This is a genomic window from Streptomyces sp. R33 (genome assembly GCF_041200175.1).
Lineage (GTDB): Bacteria > Actinomycetota > Actinomycetes > Streptomycetales > Streptomycetaceae > Streptomyces > Streptomyces katrae_B.
The window spans coordinates 5,039,833-5,056,718 of the sequence record NZ_CP165727.1; the positions used below are offsets into that span (position 1 = coordinate 5,039,833).

Annotated in this window: 19 protein-coding genes; 6 read left to right on the top strand and 13 right to left on the bottom strand. The window is 71.7% G+C overall.

Annotated features, from left to right (window positions below; genetic code table 11):
• Window positions 1-3: 3 nt before the first annotated feature.
• Window positions 4-534 (bottom strand): nitroreductase/quinone reductase family protein, encoded by a 531-nt coding sequence (locus AB5J51_RS23160; protein WP_369778546.1) that lies wholly within the window; start codon window positions 532-534, stop codon window positions 4-6.
• On the bottom strand, window positions 531-1,142 hold the full coding sequence (locus tag AB5J51_RS23165) for an NAD(P)-dependent oxidoreductase (protein WP_369778547.1): 612 nt from the start codon (window positions 1,140-1,142) through the stop codon (window positions 531-533). The genes AB5J51_RS23160 and AB5J51_RS23165 overlap by 4 nt, the downstream gene beginning before the upstream one ends.
• A gap of 58 nt (window positions 1,143-1,200) precedes the next feature.
• Between AB5J51_RS23165 and AB5J51_RS23170 the strand changes: the two genes are divergently transcribed.
• Window positions 1,201-1,620, top strand: a complete 420-nt coding sequence (locus tag AB5J51_RS23170) for a winged helix-turn-helix transcriptional regulator (protein ID WP_369778548.1) — start codon at window positions 1,201-1,203, stop codon at window positions 1,618-1,620.
• Window positions 1,621-1,634: 14 nt separating this feature from the next.
• Window positions 1,635-2,429, top strand: a complete 795-nt coding sequence (locus AB5J51_RS23175; RefSeq protein ID WP_369778549.1) for a DUF4239 domain-containing protein — start codon at window positions 1,635-1,637, stop codon at window positions 2,427-2,429.
• Window positions 2,430-2,433: 4 nt separating this feature from the next.
• Here the strand turns inward: AB5J51_RS23175 and AB5J51_RS23180 are convergent, their stop codons facing one another.
• The 3 genes from AB5J51_RS23180 to AB5J51_RS23190 all read right to left on the bottom strand — a co-directional run bounded on the left by AB5J51_RS23180 (window position 2,434) and on the right by AB5J51_RS23190 (window position 5,458).
• The gene (locus AB5J51_RS23180) at window positions 2,434-2,832 is read right to left on the bottom strand and encodes a VOC family protein (protein WP_133897738.1); all 399 of its coding nucleotides are present in this window, start codon (window positions 2,830-2,832) and stop codon (window positions 2,434-2,436) included.
• A gap of 1,547 nt (window positions 2,833-4,379) precedes the next feature.
• On the bottom strand, window positions 4,380-4,625 hold the full coding sequence (locus tag AB5J51_RS23185; protein ID WP_136225627.1) for a DUF397 domain-containing protein: 246 nt from the start codon (window positions 4,623-4,625) through the stop codon (window positions 4,380-4,382).
• On the bottom strand, window positions 4,622-5,458 hold the full coding sequence (locus AB5J51_RS23190; protein ID WP_136225626.1) for a helix-turn-helix transcriptional regulator: 837 nt from the start codon (window positions 5,456-5,458) through the stop codon (window positions 4,622-4,624). The genes AB5J51_RS23185 and AB5J51_RS23190 overlap by 4 nt, the downstream gene beginning before the upstream one ends.
• Before the next feature lie 126 nt (window positions 5,459-5,584).
• Here AB5J51_RS23190 and AB5J51_RS23195 point away from each other — a divergent pair, with 126 nt between their 5' ends.
• Genes AB5J51_RS23195 through AB5J51_RS23205 form a run of 3 tightly spaced genes read left to right on the top strand, consistent with a single transcriptional unit; the run spans window position 5,585 to window position 6,699 of the window.
• Entirely contained in the window at window positions 5,585-6,010 is a 426-nt protein-coding gene (locus tag AB5J51_RS23195) for an ATP-binding protein (protein WP_136225625.1), read from the top strand.
• Window positions 6,011-6,055: 45 nt separating this feature from the next.
• The gene (locus AB5J51_RS23200; RefSeq protein ID WP_133897741.1) at window positions 6,056-6,298 is read left to right on the top strand and encodes a type II toxin-antitoxin system VapB family antitoxin; all 243 of its coding nucleotides are present in this window, start codon (window positions 6,056-6,058) and stop codon (window positions 6,296-6,298) included.
• Window positions 6,295-6,699: a PIN domain nuclease gene (locus tag AB5J51_RS23205; RefSeq protein ID WP_369778550.1), complete on the top strand. Its 405-nt coding sequence runs from the start codon at window positions 6,295-6,297 to the stop codon at window positions 6,697-6,699. The genes AB5J51_RS23200 and AB5J51_RS23205 overlap by 4 nt, the downstream gene beginning before the upstream one ends.
• Window positions 6,700-6,717: 18 nt before the next feature.
• On the opposite strand, the gene AB5J51_RS23210 is transcribed toward AB5J51_RS23205, so the two are convergent.
• The 4 genes from AB5J51_RS23210 to AB5J51_RS23225 form a co-directional block, all read right to left on the bottom strand.
• Entirely contained in the window at window positions 6,718-7,248 is a 531-nt protein-coding gene (locus AB5J51_RS23210) for a hypothetical protein (protein WP_369778551.1), read from the bottom strand.
• The gene (locus AB5J51_RS23215; protein ID WP_133897744.1) at window positions 7,245-7,490 is read right to left on the bottom strand and encodes a hypothetical protein; all 246 of its coding nucleotides are present in this window, start codon (window positions 7,488-7,490) and stop codon (window positions 7,245-7,247) included. The genes AB5J51_RS23210 and AB5J51_RS23215 overlap by 4 nt, the downstream gene beginning before the upstream one ends.
• A 60-nt stretch (window positions 7,491-7,550) precedes the next feature.
• Window positions 7,551-8,411 carry an LLM class F420-dependent oxidoreductase gene (locus AB5J51_RS23220; RefSeq protein WP_053786951.1) on the bottom strand — a complete coding sequence of 287 codons (861 nt, stop codon included), beginning with the start codon at window positions 8,409-8,411 and terminating at the stop codon, window positions 7,551-7,553.
• A 132-nt stretch (window positions 8,412-8,543) separates the two neighbouring features.
• The gene (locus AB5J51_RS23225) at window positions 8,544-9,812 is read right to left on the bottom strand and encodes an ADP-ribosylglycohydrolase family protein (protein ID WP_369778552.1); all 1,269 of its coding nucleotides are present in this window, start codon (window positions 9,810-9,812) and stop codon (window positions 8,544-8,546) included.
• A gap of 268 nt (window positions 9,813-10,080) precedes the next feature.
• Here AB5J51_RS23225 and AB5J51_RS23230 point away from each other — a divergent pair, with 268 nt between their 5' ends.
• A complete protein-coding gene (locus AB5J51_RS23230; protein WP_369778553.1) occupies window positions 10,081-11,196 on the top strand; it encodes a tyrosine-protein phosphatase in 1,116 nt (371 codons plus the stop codon).
• 110 nt (window positions 11,197-11,306) lie between these two features.
• Here the strand turns inward: AB5J51_RS23230 and AB5J51_RS23235 are convergent, their stop codons facing one another.
• From AB5J51_RS23235 to AB5J51_RS23250, 4 genes are all read right to left on the bottom strand, one after another.
• Entirely contained in the window at window positions 11,307-13,871 is a 2,565-nt protein-coding gene (locus tag AB5J51_RS23235) for a bifunctional FO biosynthesis protein CofGH (protein ID WP_136225620.1), read from the bottom strand.
• 40 nt (window positions 13,872-13,911) lie between these two features.
• Window positions 13,912-14,694 (bottom strand): SDR family oxidoreductase, encoded by a 783-nt coding sequence (locus AB5J51_RS23240; protein WP_136225619.1) that lies wholly within the window; start codon window positions 14,692-14,694, stop codon window positions 13,912-13,914.
• Window positions 14,695-14,825: 131 nt separating this feature from the next.
• Window positions 14,826-15,494 carry an RNA polymerase sigma factor gene (locus AB5J51_RS23245; RefSeq protein WP_369778554.1) on the bottom strand — a complete coding sequence of 223 codons (669 nt, stop codon included), beginning with the start codon at window positions 15,492-15,494 and terminating at the stop codon, window positions 14,826-14,828.
• Window positions 15,491-16,291, bottom strand: a complete 801-nt coding sequence (locus tag AB5J51_RS23250) for a hypothetical protein (RefSeq protein ID WP_369778555.1) — start codon at window positions 16,289-16,291, stop codon at window positions 15,491-15,493. Before AB5J51_RS23250 ends, AB5J51_RS23245 begins: the two co-directional genes overlap by 4 nt.
• Window positions 16,292-16,886 lie beyond the last annotated feature (595 nt).

Here is a 16,886-nt window from a genome sequence, read left to right on the forward strand (position 1 = left end):
CCCCTAGGCGCCGCCCGCCCGGGTCACCAGCACCAGCGGGATCTCGCGGTCCGTCGCCGCCCGGTAGGCCGCGTACGAGGGCATCGCCGCCACCACCACCGGCCACAGGCGCTCCGCCTCGGCCGGGGTGGCCCGGCGGGCAGTCGCGGCGAAGGTCCCGGCGCCGACCTGGAGCGTGACGGCGGGGTCGGCCTCCAGGTTCAGGTACCACGCAGGGTGCCGTTCGGCGCCCGCGTTCGAAGCCGTCAGGACGTACGCGGCCCCGTCCCCGTCCCCGTCCCGTACGTAGGCCAGCGCCGTGCGCCGCAGCAGCCCGGACCGCCGCCCCCGCGTGGTCAGCAGCAGGTCCGAGATCCCGGGCCGCGGCTGCCCGGCGGTCTCTTCGAAGCGCCGGATGTGCTCGGCCACCCAGGGGTTCGCGCTGTCCGTGGCGGTAGTGGTGGTTGCCGCGCCGACCGGGCGGATCGGGTCGGCGGGGCGGATCGGGTCGACAGGGCGGATCGGGTCGGCCGGGCGGATCGGGTCGACCGTCATGCCGACGTCACCCCCGCGTGGGCGCGGTGCACCGTCGGGGTCCGGATCTCGTCCAGCACCGCCCGGGCGAAGTCGGTGTGCGCGATCCGCCCGGCGGCGTCGGCCGGGCCGAACGCGTAGCCGCCGCCGGACGCCCCGGCGGGAGCGAAGTCCCCGGCCGGGCTCAGCACCGCCCAGTCGAGCCCCGCCGGCGCCGCCGCCCGCAGGGCCTCGGTCCCGGCGCCGTGGCCGACGTAGAACTCCCGCCACTCCTGCGGATACCCCGGTGTGTCCATCAGCGCCGCCCCCGACCGCGTGGCCAGTACGGACGCCAGCCCGACGGACACGAGCCGCCCGACCCCGGCCTCCGCGAGGCCCGCCGCCAGCGCCCGCGCCGCCGCCGGGAAGAACTCCCCCGGGGCCGCCTGTGCGTCGTACACCGCCGCGACCGCCGCATCGTGCCCCACCGCCAGCCGGGCCACGTCGGCCGCCGAGGTGACGTCCCCGTCGCCGCGCCCCGCCTCCGTGACCTCGTACCCGCGCGCCCGCGCCTCGGCGACGACGGCCCGGCCGACCCGCCCGCGGGCGCCGAACACGATGACCTTGATTCCCCTGCCGTTGTTCGTCATGGGGCGACCCTAGGAAAGGGCCTGGTTACCGATCGGATACCGGCCTACCGTGTGGATCATGCGTGAAGCAGAACGAGAACGAGAACGGGAGCCGGGACGGGGGCCGCTCGACCCGGAGATGTTCGACCCCGTCTGCCCGTCACCGCTGGTCCCGTTCCGGATCGGCGACAAGTGGGCCTCGATGATCCTGCGTTGCCTCGAAGGCGGGCCCCGCCGCTTCTCGGAACTCAAGGTCCCGCTGCGCGGCATCACGTCCAAGTCCCTCACCCAGTCGCTGCGTGCCCTGGAGCGCGACGGGTTCGTCGTACGGACGCAGCAGGCACCGCCGGAGCGCCGCGTCGAGTACGCCCTCACCCCGCTCGGCCACGGCCTCCTCGGCCCGCTGGACGCGGCGTGCGACTGGACGCGCGAGCACTGGGACGAGCTCATCGACGCCCAGGAAGCGGGGCTCGCGGGCGGGTCCTCGGCCGGGAGTTGATCGTTGAGCAGGCCATGATCCTCTGGTTGCTCAACACCTTCAGCACGTTCAACCTCGGCATCCTCCTCGTCGGCGGCTTCGTCGCCCTCGCCGTGGGCGGCAGCCTCGCCGCCCGCCGGCGCTTCCCGCACCTCGCCGGCGGCGAGCACAACGAGATGGTCGGCGTCGCCCTCGGCATGTTCGGTGCGATCTACGGCATCATCCTGGCCTTCGTCGTCGTCACGCTCTGGACGCAGCTGGAGAACACCCAGACCGTCGTCGCGACCGAGGCGACCGACCTCGCCCTCGTCGTCCGCAGCGCCGAGGCCTTCCCGCCGGCCGAACGCGCCCGCGTGGAGCGGGCGGTGGGCGACTACGTGCACGCCGTCGTCGAGATCCAGTGGCCGCTCATGCGCGACGGCAGGCCGAGCTACGAGGCCACAGCCGATCAGACGCACGGGCTGTACAAGGCGCTCCAGGCGTACGAGCCCACCGGCACCCGCAGCGAGACCTTCTACGGTGAGGCCGCCGGCCGCCTCAACGACGTCGCCGCGCAGCGGCGGGCCCGCATCACGATGGCCGAAACGTCCCTGCCGGCGCTGCTCCAGGTGCTGGTGTACGGGGGCGCACTGGTGATCCTCCCGCTCACGTTCCTGTTCGGTCTGCGCAGCCTGAAGATGCAGCTGCTGTTCGTCTCGGCGGTGGCGGCGCTGATCGGCTTCAGCCTGCTGCTGGTGATGGTGCTGGACCGCCCCTTCGCGGGGGAACTCAGCGTCACCCCGGCCCCGTACAAGGAGGCGGCGCTGGCCCAGTTCTGGCCCGCCTCCTAGGGGGTCAGCCCCAGGTGCGGGAGCAGAGCACGAGGCGGTAGCCGTCGGGGTCGGCGACGGTGACCCCGTACTCGTCCCAGTACGGGTTGTGCGCGGCGACCCGGGTCCCGCCGTGCTCGACGAGCCGCTGGACGAGGGCCTCGTCGGGGGCTTCGCCGAGGTAGACGACGAACAGGTCGTCGACGGTGGGGGAGGGCGCGACGGGGTCGGCGGGGTTTCGGGTGAGCTCGAAGTGCCAGCCCCCGCCGACGGGCCCGACCATCAGCAGCTCGTGTTCCCCGGGCGCGACGTCGGCGCTCCGCCACTGAACGCCGAGCCCGAGCCCGCCGACGTAGAACCGCTCGGCGGCGACGAGGTCGAGGGAGGGCCGGGCGATACGGATGTGGGTGCCTGAAGTGATCATTGGGGGAGGGTACGGGGTACGGGGTGGGGGCTGGGCGGGGGCTGGGGTGGGGACTGGGGGAGGTGGAAGGGGAGTTGGGGGGTTGGGGTCGGAGGGGTCGATCGGGATGGGGGGGCGGGCTGAGCGGTGTCGGTGACGTCTGCCGGGGTGTCGGGGCGGGGTCCGTGCACTCGGCGTCGGTGAGGCCAGCCGGGATGTCGGGGTTGGGGTCCGTCTGAGCGGTGTCGGTAAGGCTGGCCGGGACCTCGGGGTGGGGTCTGAGTGCTCGAGGTCGGGAGAGCGGATCGGTGGCCAGGGGGCGGGGTCCGTGCACTCGGCAGCGGAAGGGTCAGCCGGGACGCGGGGGCGGGTCCGCGGGAGCGGCGTCGGTAAGGCGAGCCGGGACCTCAAGGGCGGGGTATGCGTGAGCGGCGTCGGAGGAGTGTCCGGGGGCGTCCCGTCAGTCCACTGTCCTTCCGGTGCGGTCCGGGCCGTCAAGGGCGCTCCTCCTTCGTCGTCGCGTCGCTTCGCGATGGCCTTCGGCCACCCTTGACTGCCCGGCCCACCCCGGAACGCCATAAGACTGCCGGGAAGCCCCCGAAGGAATGGCCGGGAGGTTCATGTTCCGATTGGCCCCGATCAGAGATGCCGAGCGGGAGCCCCTGTCCATCCGCACCCCATTCCCCAGGACCACCGAGGTAGAGCAGGAGAGGGGCAGGGGGAGGCCACGGTCCCTGAAGGGCCCAGATGAAGCCTTTTCCGGACCCGGGCGGGGTCAACCTGCACCAGACAGCGGCCAGATGACCACGCCGGTAGGCATGGGCCCGCAGGCGCCCCAGATCGCTACGCGCTCCTCATCTCTCGGCGTCCGGCGTCCGGCGGCCGTCTGGGGCTGGGCATAGGCCGCCCAGACGCCTCCGTGGCCGGGTTTTCGGGCGTCTGCAGCCTGTTGGGGAGCGAAAGGGGGCCAGACGGAGTCTGATGGCGGATTTCTCAACCCCCCACTCCGACAAGCGCCCGTTCACGCCTCAATCGGGCAGCAAAACGGGACAAACCACCCGCACTCGCATCCCAGGCCAGCCTGTGCCGGTCGTGGGCGGCCTATGTCCAGCCCCAGACGGCCGTCAGCCGCCAAACCGGGCGGAGCGCGTAGCGATTTGGGGCGTCCACGGCCCGACCGGCACCGCGTGGTCATTTCTTCGCTGTCTGGTGCGCTTGACCCTGCCTGGGTCCGAAAAGGTGGCTCTGGGCCCTTCAGGGGGCCGTGCCCTCCCCGCGGCCCCGTCGCTGGCCGGACTCGGTGGTCCCGGGGAATGGGGGTGGGGCTGGACGGGGACAAGGTCGGACATCTCTGACGAACCCGTGTGGGTATCTGTCCCCTGACCGTTCCTTCGGGGGCTTCCCGGCAGTCTTATGGCATTCCGGGGCGGGTCGGTCGGTCAAGGGTGGCCGAAGGCCATCGCGTAGCGACGCGACGAAGGAGCGCCCTTGAGGGACCGGCACGACACGGAAGGACAGTGGACTGGCGGGAAACCCCCGGACTCCCTCTGATGCCGTCGGGCCGGAGCTCAGGCTCCGGTGATCCCGCCGAGGAAAGCCGTCCAGGTCGTCGGGTGCACGGCCAGTTCGGGGCTCGCCGTGAGCTTCGAGTCCCGGATGTGAACGGCGTCGGCGCACGAGGCGACCTCTACGCAGTCGTCCCCGTCGCCACTGCTGTACGTCGACTTGTGCCAGGAGAGGGCGACCTCTACGCAGTCGTCGCCCTCGCTGCCGCTGTAGCTGCTCTTGAACCACCGCAACGGGGAGCTGTTCACAGGGATCCTCGCATTCGCATCAACAGGCCCGCGCTGTCAGCAGGATTGAGGGCCTGGATGCGAAGTTTGGCATACCGCAGATGGAGGAGGCTGAGGTCTTTCGGGTCAGAAATGAGGCGGCCTGATTGCTGGCCCTCGCTGTATCCCACCCACTCGTTGTCACTAGTCTCCAGGAGGCGGAAGGGGCCCCCGAGTCCCGCGTGTTGTGGGCTGATCTTCGGCATGATCTGCAGGTCGAGATTGGGAAGCTCCGCACACTCCAGCAGGTGGTTGATCAGCTCGCGGGTTACTGCGGGTCCGCCGGTCTGCCTCTCGATGACCGCCTCGTCGAGAATGAAGCTGAAGACCGTGTACGGGGTGCGCGACAGTAGTTTCTGTCGGTCCAGACGAGCCGAGATCCGGGCTTCCACCTCGTCAGTAGTGGGCGGCGGAAGAACGTCGGCGACCAAGGCTCGGGCGTACGACTCCGGCTGTAACAGCCCGGGAACCGAGCGGCACTCGTAGGTGTCGAGGGTGATCGCTTCCTCCTCCAGATCTGCCCATGGTTTGAACCATGACGCCAGCCCCCGCCTTCGCGTCAGCTCCCTCGCCGCGATGCGGATGACGCCGAAGGCGTCCAGTGCCTCTTCCGACCGGCTCACGAACTTCACCGACGGGTGCCGACGGCCCTGCTCGACCGAGCCGACGTACTGGACCGAGTACCCGACCCGCTCGGCCAGCTGCTCCTGTGTGAGTGCCGCGCGTTTACGGAAGGCCTTTACGGTTTCCCCGAAGTTCCGCAGGCCGCTGTCCGGCTCGACCTCGCCGGCACCGCTCTCTTCGTGACTCACCATCGCGGTCACCTCCCGCGTTCAGGTTCACGGACGGTGACCGCCACTGTCCAGAGCGTGAACTCGTACAGATGAAAAGTAGCGGTCGGGTTTCTGGGAACTGCCTTGTCCACCCGGCACGTTGCTTCCATGACCGCACCCTCTGGGCCCACCCAGACCCTCGTACGCGTGTTCACGCAGCGTTTCAGCAGCACCCGGCGCGGGGCCCGCCTCGCGCGGTGTCTCGCCATGGTCGAACTGCACGACTGGGGGATCCCGCACCGCACTCCGCTGTCCGAGGACGCGGAGCGGATCCTCGCCGAGTTCACCGCCAATGCCGTGACCCACGGGCGCACCGCCGGGCGGGACTTCGAGCTCAGGCTGACGCTCCTCGAGGGCGTGCTCCGGATCGAGGTGTCCGATGCCCGGCGGGAGCGGCGGCCCGTCCTGCTGCCGCACGCGTATCAGGCCGAGGGCGGCTACGGCCTGCGGATCGTCGATGCCGTCGCCGTCGACTGGGGGGTCACGGACCGGCTGATCGGCAAGACGGTCTGGGCCGAGCTCGGCCGACGGTGATATCTTCTTTGAGAATCGTATATACGCCCCGGTCTGGAGGCCGCGATGTCCCGAACGGTGATCGATCTGGATGACGAGGCCTTGGCGGAAGCGGCCCGGCACCTCGGCACCACGACCAAGCGAGACACCGTGAACGCCGCCCTGCGGGAGATCGCCGATCGCCGCCGCAGAGCTGCTGCGGTTGAGCGTATGCGGCAGATGGTCGCCGACGGCGAGATCGACTTCTCCGCCATCGAGGGTGGCGATGCCGGGGGCATGCGGGAGCCGGGAAGGCAATCGGCTGCGTGAGCGAGAACTTCCTGATCGACACGAGCGCACTCGTCCGTTTCTACCGTCGGCAGGCCGCTCCCGCGTGGGACGAGGTGGTCACCTCAGGCGTGGTGGGGTTGTGTGCGCCGGTTCGCCAGGAGTTCCTGCGTGCCGTCGGGGGCCGCCCGACCTACTACGAGGCCGACGGTCTGCTGCGGGAGACCTTTCCGTACTTCGTAACCCGTGATTCCGCTTGGGAGGACGCCTCGGCACTCCAGCAGAGGATGGCCGACGAAGGCTGCCACCAGAGCGCGAGCCCGGTGGACCTGCTCGTCGCCGTCACCGCGCAGCATCACAAGCTGACCGTCCTCCATCAGGACGCGGACTTCGAGACCATCGCCCGCATCACGGGGCAGCCCGTGCGGCGCATCGCGGACTGAGGGCGCTGCACCGTCGCGTCAGGGCCGCCAGCGCGGTGCCTCGTCGTCCGGCTCGGTCGGGCTGGCGAAGTGGAACGGGACGCCGCGATGGGTTGCGAGGGCCGAGCCCGCCCGGGTGGCGAGGGCGGCGTGCGGGCCGAGGGGGCCCCGGTCGGTGTCGCCGAGGGCGCGGACGGCCGCGCCCCAGTGGATGGTGGCCAGGTGGTGCTCTCCGGCCGGGTCCTCGGTGATGGCCAGCAGGTTCACGAACCAGTCGTGGACGGTGTCACCGTCCCAGACGGCCTCGACCGCCACGAGGCGGCCGGGGAACCCGGCGGCGCGGGCGGCGAGGGAGTCGAGGTCGACAGGGCAGTCGGGGGTGCGGGCCACCCGGTCTCCGAAGTGCTCGTAGCGGGCCGCGATCAGGTCCTGGGCCGCGTTCAGGTCGAGGCCCTGGGCGCGGCCGGCCTCCCAGACCGTCCGGACCGCGAACAGCAGGCGGTCCTGGAGGACGTACCCGTCGGCCTGTTCGCGGATGCCGGCCGGGAGGCTCTCCCACCGGATGCTCATGCGGATTCGTCCCGGACGAAGATGCTCACCTGGTAGGTGGACGGGTGGGTGTTGCGGCCGCAGAACTGGTCGATGCGCAGGCACTCGGGCTCGACCGTGCGTTCGGCGTGGAGGCGGCGGACGTACTCCTTCAGCTCCGCGTGCACCTGCGTGGAGAACAGCGGTTCCCAGTGGCCGGGTACGGCCGCTGCCCGGCGGTGGGCGCGTTCCCGGCTTCGTTTGCGCTTTTGCTGGCCCGGCAAGTGGATCAGCCCCCTTTCGGGGGCCATCGTCGGGCCGGCCGTCTGCCCGCGTCGAACGAATTAGAGGTACTGCGCGAAGTCGTCCAGGACCCGGAGGATCTCGGCTTCCTTCGCCGACGGGAGCTGGAGGACGACCTCCTCGATGCCCAGGTCCGCGTAGTGGGCGAGCTTGCCCGGGTTCGGCTGGACCGCGTACGGGACCACCTGGAGGCTCTTCGGATCGCGGCCCGCGGTTTCCCAGACCTGGCGCAGCACCGGCAGGGACTCGGAGAGTCCGCCGCCGCCGATCGGGAGCCAGCCGTCGGCGTGGTCGGCGATGGCCGAGAAGAGCTTCGGGCCGGCCGCGCCGCCGATCAGGGTGCGGGGGCCGTGCAGGGGGTGGCCGGGGCCGAGCTCGCGCGGGGGCTGGACCGGCTTGGGGTGGGCGGTGCTGGCCTGGACGGAGGAGAACTCGCCGACGTACGCGGTGGGTTCCGGGGCCCACAGGGCGCGCATCAGGGCCATCCGGTCCCGGACCAGTTCGCGGCGGGTGCGCCAATCGACGCCGTGGTCGGCGGCCTCCTCGACGTTCCAGCCGTAGCCGATCCCGAGGGTGAAGCGGCCGCCGGAGAGGTGGTCCAGGGTGGCGATCTGCTTCGCGAGGTCGATCGGGTCGTGCTGGGCGACCAGGGTGATGCCGGTGCCGAGGGTGAGGCGCTCGGTGACGGCGGCGGCCTGGGCCAGGGCGACGAAGGGGTCGAGGGTGCGCCCGTACATCTCCGGGAGCTCGCCGCCCATGGGCGCGGACGTTTCGCGGCTGACCGGGATGTGCGTGTGCTCGGGGAGGTAGAGCCCGGCGAACCCGCGCTCCTCGAGGGAGCGGGCGAGACGGACGGGGGAGACGGTGTGGTCGGTCAGGAAGATGGTCGTGGCGATCCGCATGGCTGAGGGCACCTCCGTGGCTCTTCGGGCTGTCCGGGTGTACGGGTTCCCCCCTGGCGTACGGGTGGTCCGTGGCGCCCGGGACCGGCGAAGGTCACGCTACGGCCTGCGGGTCGGATTGTTGAGGGGGCGTCAGCCGACGGGGTAGCGGGTCGGCCAGCCGGAGGCGGGGACCGCCGGGCCGTGCAGGGTGGGGCCCTGGGTCATCTCGAGGGCGAAGTCGTCGGCGATTTCCAGCAGGGTGGCGCGGCCTTCGAGGTCCGCGAGCCACGCGCCGGGGAGGGCGATTTCGCCGTGGAGGGCGCCGAGCAGTGCGCCGCAGAGGGCGCCGGCGGCGGTGGAATCACCGCCGTGGTTGACGGCGAGGCGCAGGCCGTACGGGACGTCCTCGGCGACCAGCGCGCAGTAGACGGCGACGGCGAGGGCGTCCTCGGCGCCGCCGGCATCGCCGTCCTCGCCCGCGGCGACGGCTGCGACGGCCTGCGCGGACGGCGGGCCCTGCGGGACTGCCGCGACGGCGCGCTGGAGGGCGTCGGTGACGTTCTGGTGGCCCGGGCGGGCGCCGAGCAGGCCGAGGGCGCGCTGGACGGCCCCGTCGAGGGATTCGCCGCGGGTGAGGCCGTGGACGATGACGGCGAAGGCTCCGGCGGTGAGGTACGCGGCGGGGTGGCCGTGGCTCTGCGCGGCGCATTCGGTGGCGAGCTGGAGGACCAGGGCCGGATCCCAGCCGACCAGCAGGCCGAAGGGGGCCGAGCGGGTGGCGGCGGCCGCATCGCGGGCGGTGGGGTTCTTCGGCCGGCCGAGGGTGCCGAGGACGTCGTCGGCGAAGCCGGTCATACAGGCGCGCTCGGGGCCGCGGCGGGCGTACAGCCACTCCTGCCCGGCGAGCCAGCCGTTGTCCTTGCGGCGCTCGTCGGGGCCCCAGTCGTGCTGGGTGGCGGCCCAGCGCCGGTACGCGCGGTGGATGTCGGTGGGCGGGTGCCAGGCGCCGGTGTCCCGGCGTACGTGGGCGCGGATCAGCCCGTCGACGGTGAACAGGGTGAGCTGCGTGGCGGCGGTGACCGTGCCGCGGCGCCCGTACGCGGGGGCGGGCTCGGTCAGGCCCTGCGGACCGTGGGCCTCGCGTATGGCGTCGAAGGAGAGGTCGGCCAGGGGAGCGCCGAAGGCGTCGCCGAGGGCGGAGCCGAGGAGGGTGCCGCGGACGCGGCTGCGGAAGTCCTGCTGCTCGGTGCGCCCCCAGAGCCCGACGGCCGCACCGGACCGCCCGCCGAGGGTCCGGGACCGGCCCCCGGGGGCTGCGGACCGCCCGCCGAGCGTCCCGCCGGACCCTGCTCCGGCGCCGGGCCCGGCAGCCGGTGCCGTGTGCTCTTCGGCCGGCTTCTCGGTCGTCGTGTGGTCCATCGCGATCCCCCTGCCCGCCCCGGCATGTTCTGGCGCGCACTGTAATGGACACGTCCGGTCGAATTCGGAGGGAGGTCGTCCAGCGGCCCGTATGCGCGCGCAGAACGGCCGGATCGGGTGCAGGCGCCTGCAGACATCTCGTTCACATCCGGTCCGAAAGGGCCAGTAGAAGTGCAGGTAGCGCGCCTTGATCGATAAGTGGCACGTTTTGCCACTCGCCTTGGAGCCGGTCGGTTTCGGCCATGTCTCGTTCATGCAGAGTTCTTCGGTGGCCAACAGCCTCGAGGGCATGAAGAAGGCACTCCTCGCCGCGACCGTCGTCGCCTCCGCGCTCACCGCTTCCCTGGTCGCGGCCCCCGCCGCCACCGCCGCCTCGGCCGCCAACGGCTGGGAACTCCCCTGGTCCGGCCACCACCACGGCCGCACCGCCATACCCTTCACCGAGGCCACCGTCACCGCCGGCGCCGACGGTGCGTTCACCCTGAAGTGGAAGGCCCAGGGCGCCAAGCGGGTCGAGATCAAGGCGAACGGCAAGGTCGTCGCCAAGGGAGGCGCCGAGGGCACCGCCGTGGTGTCGGGGCTGCCCGCCGCGGACCGCCAGTGGTTCGACTTCCAGCCCGACCGCGGCGAGGGCCTGCGCCTCGCGGACCGCCTGATCAAGCTGGAGGGGGCGGTCAACTTCCGCGACGCGGGCGGCTACCGCACCACCACCGGCCAGTGGGTCAAGATGGGCGAGGTCTACCGCTCCGACGCCCTCGACAAGCTGACCGCGGCCGACCTGGCCAAGCTCCAGCGCCTGCGCGTGAAGACCGTCTTCGACCTCCGCATGGAGACCGAGCGCACCACGGACCCCGACAAGGTCCCGGTCGGCGCCCGGTACACCGTCGCCGACGTCTTCGCCGGCTCCGGCTCCTTCCAGTCCCTGCCGAAGTCCCCCGACGAGGCCGTCAAGGCCATGGTCGACGCCGAGAAGGCGATGGTCAGCGGCGAGGGCGGCAAGAAGGCGTACAGCCAGGTCTTCGAGGGCCTGGAGCGCGACCGCGACCGCGCCGTCCTCTTCCACTGCACCGCCGGAAAGGACCGCACCGGCTGGGCCAACGCCACGCTGCTGACCGCCCTCGGCGTGCCGAGCGACACCGTCATGGCCGACTACCTGGCCAGCAACGACTACCGCAAGGCCGCCAACGACGCGGTCCTCTCGCACCTGCCGGCCCCGCAGGCCGCCGTCTACAAGCCGATGCTCGACGTGCGCCCCGAGTACCTCAACTCCGGCTACGACGAGGTCAAGGCGAAGTACGGCACCTTCGACCGCTACCTGAAGGACGGGCTCGGCATCGACACACGCGAGCTGAAGCAGCTCAAGAAGGACCTCCTCGTCGGCTGATCCCCCCGGCAGCGACGACGAAGGCCCGGCCGGGATCGCTCCCCGCCGGGCCGTTCGGTCGTTCCCGTACGCCCGTACGCCCGTACGCCCGTACGCCCGTACGCCTGCGCCTAGTCCAGTACGGGCAGCAGCTCCGGCAGGTGCCCGTCCGAGGCGCGCGCCGCCTGCTGCCGCTCCTGGGGCACCTCCCCGTACAGCGTCGTGCGGGCCTTCGCGGGCCGCCCGGCGGCCTCCGCGACGGCGATCAGGTCCCGTACCGACTTGTACGACCCGTAACTCGATCCGGCCATCCGGGAGATGGTCTCCTCCATCAGCGTGCCGCCGAGGTCGTTGGCCCCCGAGCGCAGCATCTCGGCAGCGCCCTCCGCACCGAGCTTCACCCAGCTCGTCTGGATGTTGGTGATGTGCGGGTGCAGCAGGATCCGGGCCATCGCCGTCACCGCACGGTTGTCGCGGACCGTCGGGCCGGGCCGGGCGATGCCCGCCAGGTACACGGGCGCGTTGGTGTGGATGAACGGCAGCGTCACGAACTCCGTGAAACCGCCGGTCTGCTGCTGGATGCGGGCCAGCGTGCGGAAGTGCCCCAGCCAGTGCCGCGGCTGGTCCACGTGCCCGTACATCATGGTCGACGAGGACCGGATCCCGAGCTCGTGCGCCGTGGTGATGACGTCGATCCAGTCCGCCGTCGGCAGCTTCCCCTTGGTCAGCACCCAGCGGACCTCGTCGTCCAGGATCTCCGCCGCCGTGCCCGGGATGGAGTCCAGTCCGGCCTCCTTGGCCGCCGTCAGCCACTCCCGTACGGACATGCCCGTCCGCGTCGCGCCGTTGACGACCTCCATCGGCGAGAACGCGTGCACGTGCATCCCCGGCACCCGCTGCTTCACGGCGCGCGCGATGTCGAAGTACGCCGTCCCGGGCAGGTCCGGGTGGATGCCGCCCTGCATGCACACCTCGACCGCGCCCACGTCCCAGGCCTGGGCGGCCCGGTCGGCGACCTGGTCCAGCGACAGCGTGTACGCGTCGGCGTCCGTACGGCGCTGCGCGAAGGCGCAGAAGCGGCACCCGGTGTAGCAGACGTTCGTGAAGTTGATGTTCCGCGTGACGATGTACGTGACGTCGTCGCCCACCACCGACTTGCGCAGGTCGTCGGCGATCCGGCACAGCGCGTCCAGCGCCGGGCCGTCCGCGTGCAGCAGGGCCAGGGCCTGTGCGTCGGTCAGCTTCGTCGGATCGTCGGCGGCCTGCGCGAGCGCCGCCCGTACGTCGGTGTCGATGCGCTCCGGGACCATGCCGGGGGCCGCCGCCTCGCGCAGCGCGTCCCAGTCCCCGTAGACGTGGTCGAAGTCCTCGCGGCGGTCGCCGGTGCGCCCCTCCGTGTCGATGGTGGCGTGCAGATCGGTGCGCCCGTACGAGTCGAACCCCTCCTCGGGCTCCTGCCACGGGTGCCCCTCGACGGTCGCGTCGGGGTTCGCCAGGCCCGTCTCCGGATCGGCCAGCGCCCGTACGTGCGGCAGCAGCCGCGGGTCCAGCCACGGCTCGCCGCGCTGCACGAACTCCGGGTAGACGCAGAGCCGCTCGCGCAGCTCGAAGCCGGCCGCCGCGGACTGCTCGGCCAGCACGTCGATCTGCGGCCAGGGCCGCTCGGGGTTCACGTGGTCGGGGGTCAGCGGCGAGACGCCGCCCCAGTCGTCGATGCCGGCCCGGATCAGCCTCGCGTACTCCCCGTCGACCAGGTTGGGCGGCGCCTGGAGGCAGCCCGAGGGGCCCATGACGTGCCGGGCGACGGCGACCGTGGCGACGAGGTCGTCCAGCTCGGCATCGGGCATGCCGCGCATCGCCGTGTCCGGCTTGGCGCGGAAGTTCTGGATGATCAGCTCTTGCACGCCGTGGTACGAGCGGGCGACCCGGCGCAGCGCGAACAGCGACTCCGCGCGCTCCTCGTACGTCTCGCCGATCCCGATGAGCAGCCCGGAGGTGAAGGGCACGGAGGACCGCCCGGCATCCTCCAGCACCCGCAGCCGTACGGCCGGCTCCTTGTCGGGGGAACCGAAGTGCGGGCCGCCCGGCTCGGACCACAGCCGCGTGGCCGTGGTCTCCAGCATCATGCCCATGGACGGGGCCACGGGCTTGAGCCGCTGGAAATCGGCCCACGACATCACACCCGGATTCAGATGGGGCAGCAGCCCCGTCTCCTCCAGGATCAGGATCGAAATGGCCCGCACGTACGAGACGGTGTCGCTGTACCCCTGCGCCTCGAGCCACTCACGCGCCTCGGGCCACCGCTCCTCGGGCTTGTCCCCCAGCGTGATGAGCGCTTCCTTGCAGCCGAGGGCGGCACCCCGGCGGGCGATGTCGAGCACCTCGTCGGGCGACATGTACATCCCGTGCCCGGCCCGCCGGAGCTTGCCGGGGACGGTGGCGAAGGTGCAGTAGTGGCACTTGTCGCGGCACAGGCGGGTCAGGGGGATGAACACGCTCTTCGAGTACGTGATGACGCCGGGCCGGCCGGCGGCCGCGAGGCCGGCGTCACGGACCCGGGCGGCGGAGGCGGCGAGGTCCTCCAGGTCCGCGCCGCGCGCCTGGAGGAGTACGGCCGCCTCGGTCGCGTCGAGCGCGACGCCGTCGCGGGCTCGCTTGAGCGCGCGGCGCATCGCGTTTTCGGTCGGAGTCGTCATGCGGTGAGCATACGATCCGACGTCCCGGCCGCGAGGTGGCTCATCGCATCAGCTCACCGGCGTTGACCAGCAGGGACTGGCCGGTTATCGCCCGCGCCCGGTCGGAGGCGAGGAACACGGCGGCGTCGGCGACGTCCCCGTCCGTGGCGAGGTCGGGCAGGGCCATCCGCTCGGTCAGCCGGGCGTGCACCTCGGCTTCGGGGACGCCCTCGGTGTGCGCGGTGAAGGTCACGAACGCCTGCACGGGCGGGCCCCACATCCACCCGGGCAGCACGGTGTTGACCCTGATCCGGTGCGGGCCGAGCTCGCGGGCCATGGAGTACATGGCAGAGGTCAGCGCCCCCTTGGAGGCCGCGTACGCAGCCTGCTGCACCTCGTTGGGCGCAGCGACGGCGGACTGCGTGCCCACGATGACGACGGACCCGCCCCCCGCTTTGAGCCCGCTCAGACAGGCCCGGGTCATCCGCAGCGTCCCCAGCAGATTCACGTCGATGATCTGGGACCACGTTCCGAAATCGGCGTCCTCGAGCCCGCCGAAGTACGAGTCCCAGGCGGCGACGTGCACGACGGCATCGATCCCGCCGAACCGCGTCTGCGCCAGCTCGGCGAGGGCCGCGCACTGCCCCTCGTCCGTGATGTCCGTCGGCAGGTAGGCCGTGTGGGCACCCTCGGGGTCGATCTCGGCGGCTGACTTGGCGAGGTTGGCCTCGGTCCGTGCCCCGAGTACGGCGTTCCCCCCGTCGCGGACCACAGCCGCAGCCACCTGATGCCCGAGCCCGGCCCCGACACCGGAGACGATGACGGTCTTCCCTTGCAGCAGCATGTGCGTGGCCTCCCGGCGAGGGTGTCCTGCGTCTGACGGTGCGTCAGGCTACGGCGGGAGGGCGTACGAGGGAAGGGGGGTGGCATGCGGTCTGCGGGCAGGGCTACCCGCTGCGCCTTGCGGACCGCCGGTCAGCAGCGGCGGTCCTCGAGGCGGCCGCGGAGCTTGTGGTTGCTGCGGTAGAGGGACTTGCGGACGTTGTGCGGCTCGGTGTCGAGGGCCTCGGCGATCTGGCGGGTGCTCATGTCGTGCAGGTGCGCCATGACGAAGATGCGGCGCTCCCGGTCGGTGAGCGCGGACCGCAGGAGGGCCATGATGTTGTGGAACTCGATGTTGGCCACTGCTATGCGCTCGGCGGAGGCCGCGTGCTCTACGCCCGGTACGGCTTCCTCGGCAGGGTCGGGCAGCAGCGGTTCGCTGGCGCGGTGGCGGACGAACTTGAGCGCTTTGAGCTTGAGGACACCGTAGGCGTAAGGCCGGGGGCGGACACCGCGAGCGGCGAGGTCGTCCCACTTGGCCGCCATGACGATCATGGTCTCGGACACGAGGTCGTCCGCGTCGTGGGCGGAGAACCGGGAGGCCGCGTACCGCCACATCATCGAGGCCTCGGCCGCCCAGAACGACGTGAACTCCTCGGCGGACGCCTGTGAGAGCAAGGCCGGCCCCCGGTCTTCGACGTGCTCGCCGGGTGCGGCCCCGGCTCTGCCGCGGTGCCGGCCGTCGTGGTCGTCGCGGTCACGCGGGAGCCTCTCCTCGCCGCCGGGCGAGGAGAGGCCGGTGTGCCTGGCGTACAGGGTCATCGATTCGGGGTGTCGCCGCCGGCGTCGTCCGCGGCCGGGGTGCCGTCGGGGTCGGAGTCGGGGCCGATGCCGGACCTGATGCGGCGCACGAGGTTGCCGAACACCTGGGTGGACAGGTCCAGGAGCAGGACGGTGACCGCGGTGACGAGGAATCCGGTGTGCCAGTCCTCGAGCTGGTCGTTCCACTGCAGCGCCAGCATGGCCACGCTCACGCCGCGGACGGTGATCCGCAGCTTGGGCGCGGACGGGAGGTGGCGCAGCACCTGCGCGAGCGTGACGTGCGCCAGGTCGTTGGTGGCCGCCCAGTCCTTCAGCCTCCGCCGGGCGGCGGAGGCCTTGCTGCCGGTCTCGGTGAGGACGTCCAGGACGAGCAGGACGATCGCCGAGACGCGCAGCCCAGGGTGGAGGCTGTCGGTGCCGGGCAGCAGCTGCAGGCCGGTCAGGACGGCCCCCGCCAACCGGGCGAAGAGCCGGGTACGGACGAAGGGAGCGTCCTGGTCCGCAGTGGAGGGCGTGGCGGCCGGGGCGGCTTGGGCCGCCGCGCCGCCCGCGGTCCCGGGGCTGCGCGGGGCGGGGACCGGCGCCCCGGGGGCCGGCTTTCCGGGCGCGGCGGGACGTCGGCGCCGGCGGCGGTCACCGCCGCCCGGACGCGGGCCTCCGTTGGACTGCGGGCTGCCCTTGGGCTGCGGGCCGCCCTGCGGCGCGGGCGTGGGGGATTTCCGGGCGTTCCCGGCGGGTGCCCCGCTGTTCTTCGGGCGCCGGGCGGCGGGCTGGTCCGCCGGTTTGGGGGAGGACATCGAACGACAACCTCACATCGCACTCGGGGGTTCGACACTTCGGAGTGGAGCCGTGGATCTCGTGCTGCTTGCCAGGCCGCCGGTGTGCGTCGTCAGTCCGGGAAGGGTGTGATGGGCGCCGACAGCCGAGCGTCAATCTTTATCTCCGGGTTGGAATCCCGTCCACCACTTCCTGTGACGGTCAAGATCCAATGAGTGACTTCTTGTGAGCTGCGTCACATGTGAGGTCCGGAATCGGCGGCCTTGAGCAAGAAGGGGTGCGACGCACTCGACACGCGTCGGAGTGGGGCCCGCCGCTGCGACTCCGGGAAGGGTAGAGGCGGCGGGCTTCCTCGCAGGCCACGGTCATGCCGCCATTGGCGGATGGCTGATTTGAGCCCATGAATTTTGATCGATCAATCACGAGTTGTGACGTTCGTCACCGGTAAGCGGCTTGGGGCTGTTCGCTCGTGACCCGTCAGGTGCTGTGTTAACTTCCGCCGCCTGCCCCGATTTCCCAGGTCGGCACCCCAACTTCCTTGCGAAATCCGCACATCCCGCGTACCCGGTTCCGATTCCTCGGCGATCCACCGCGATCGCGCAGCTCGCCGCAGGG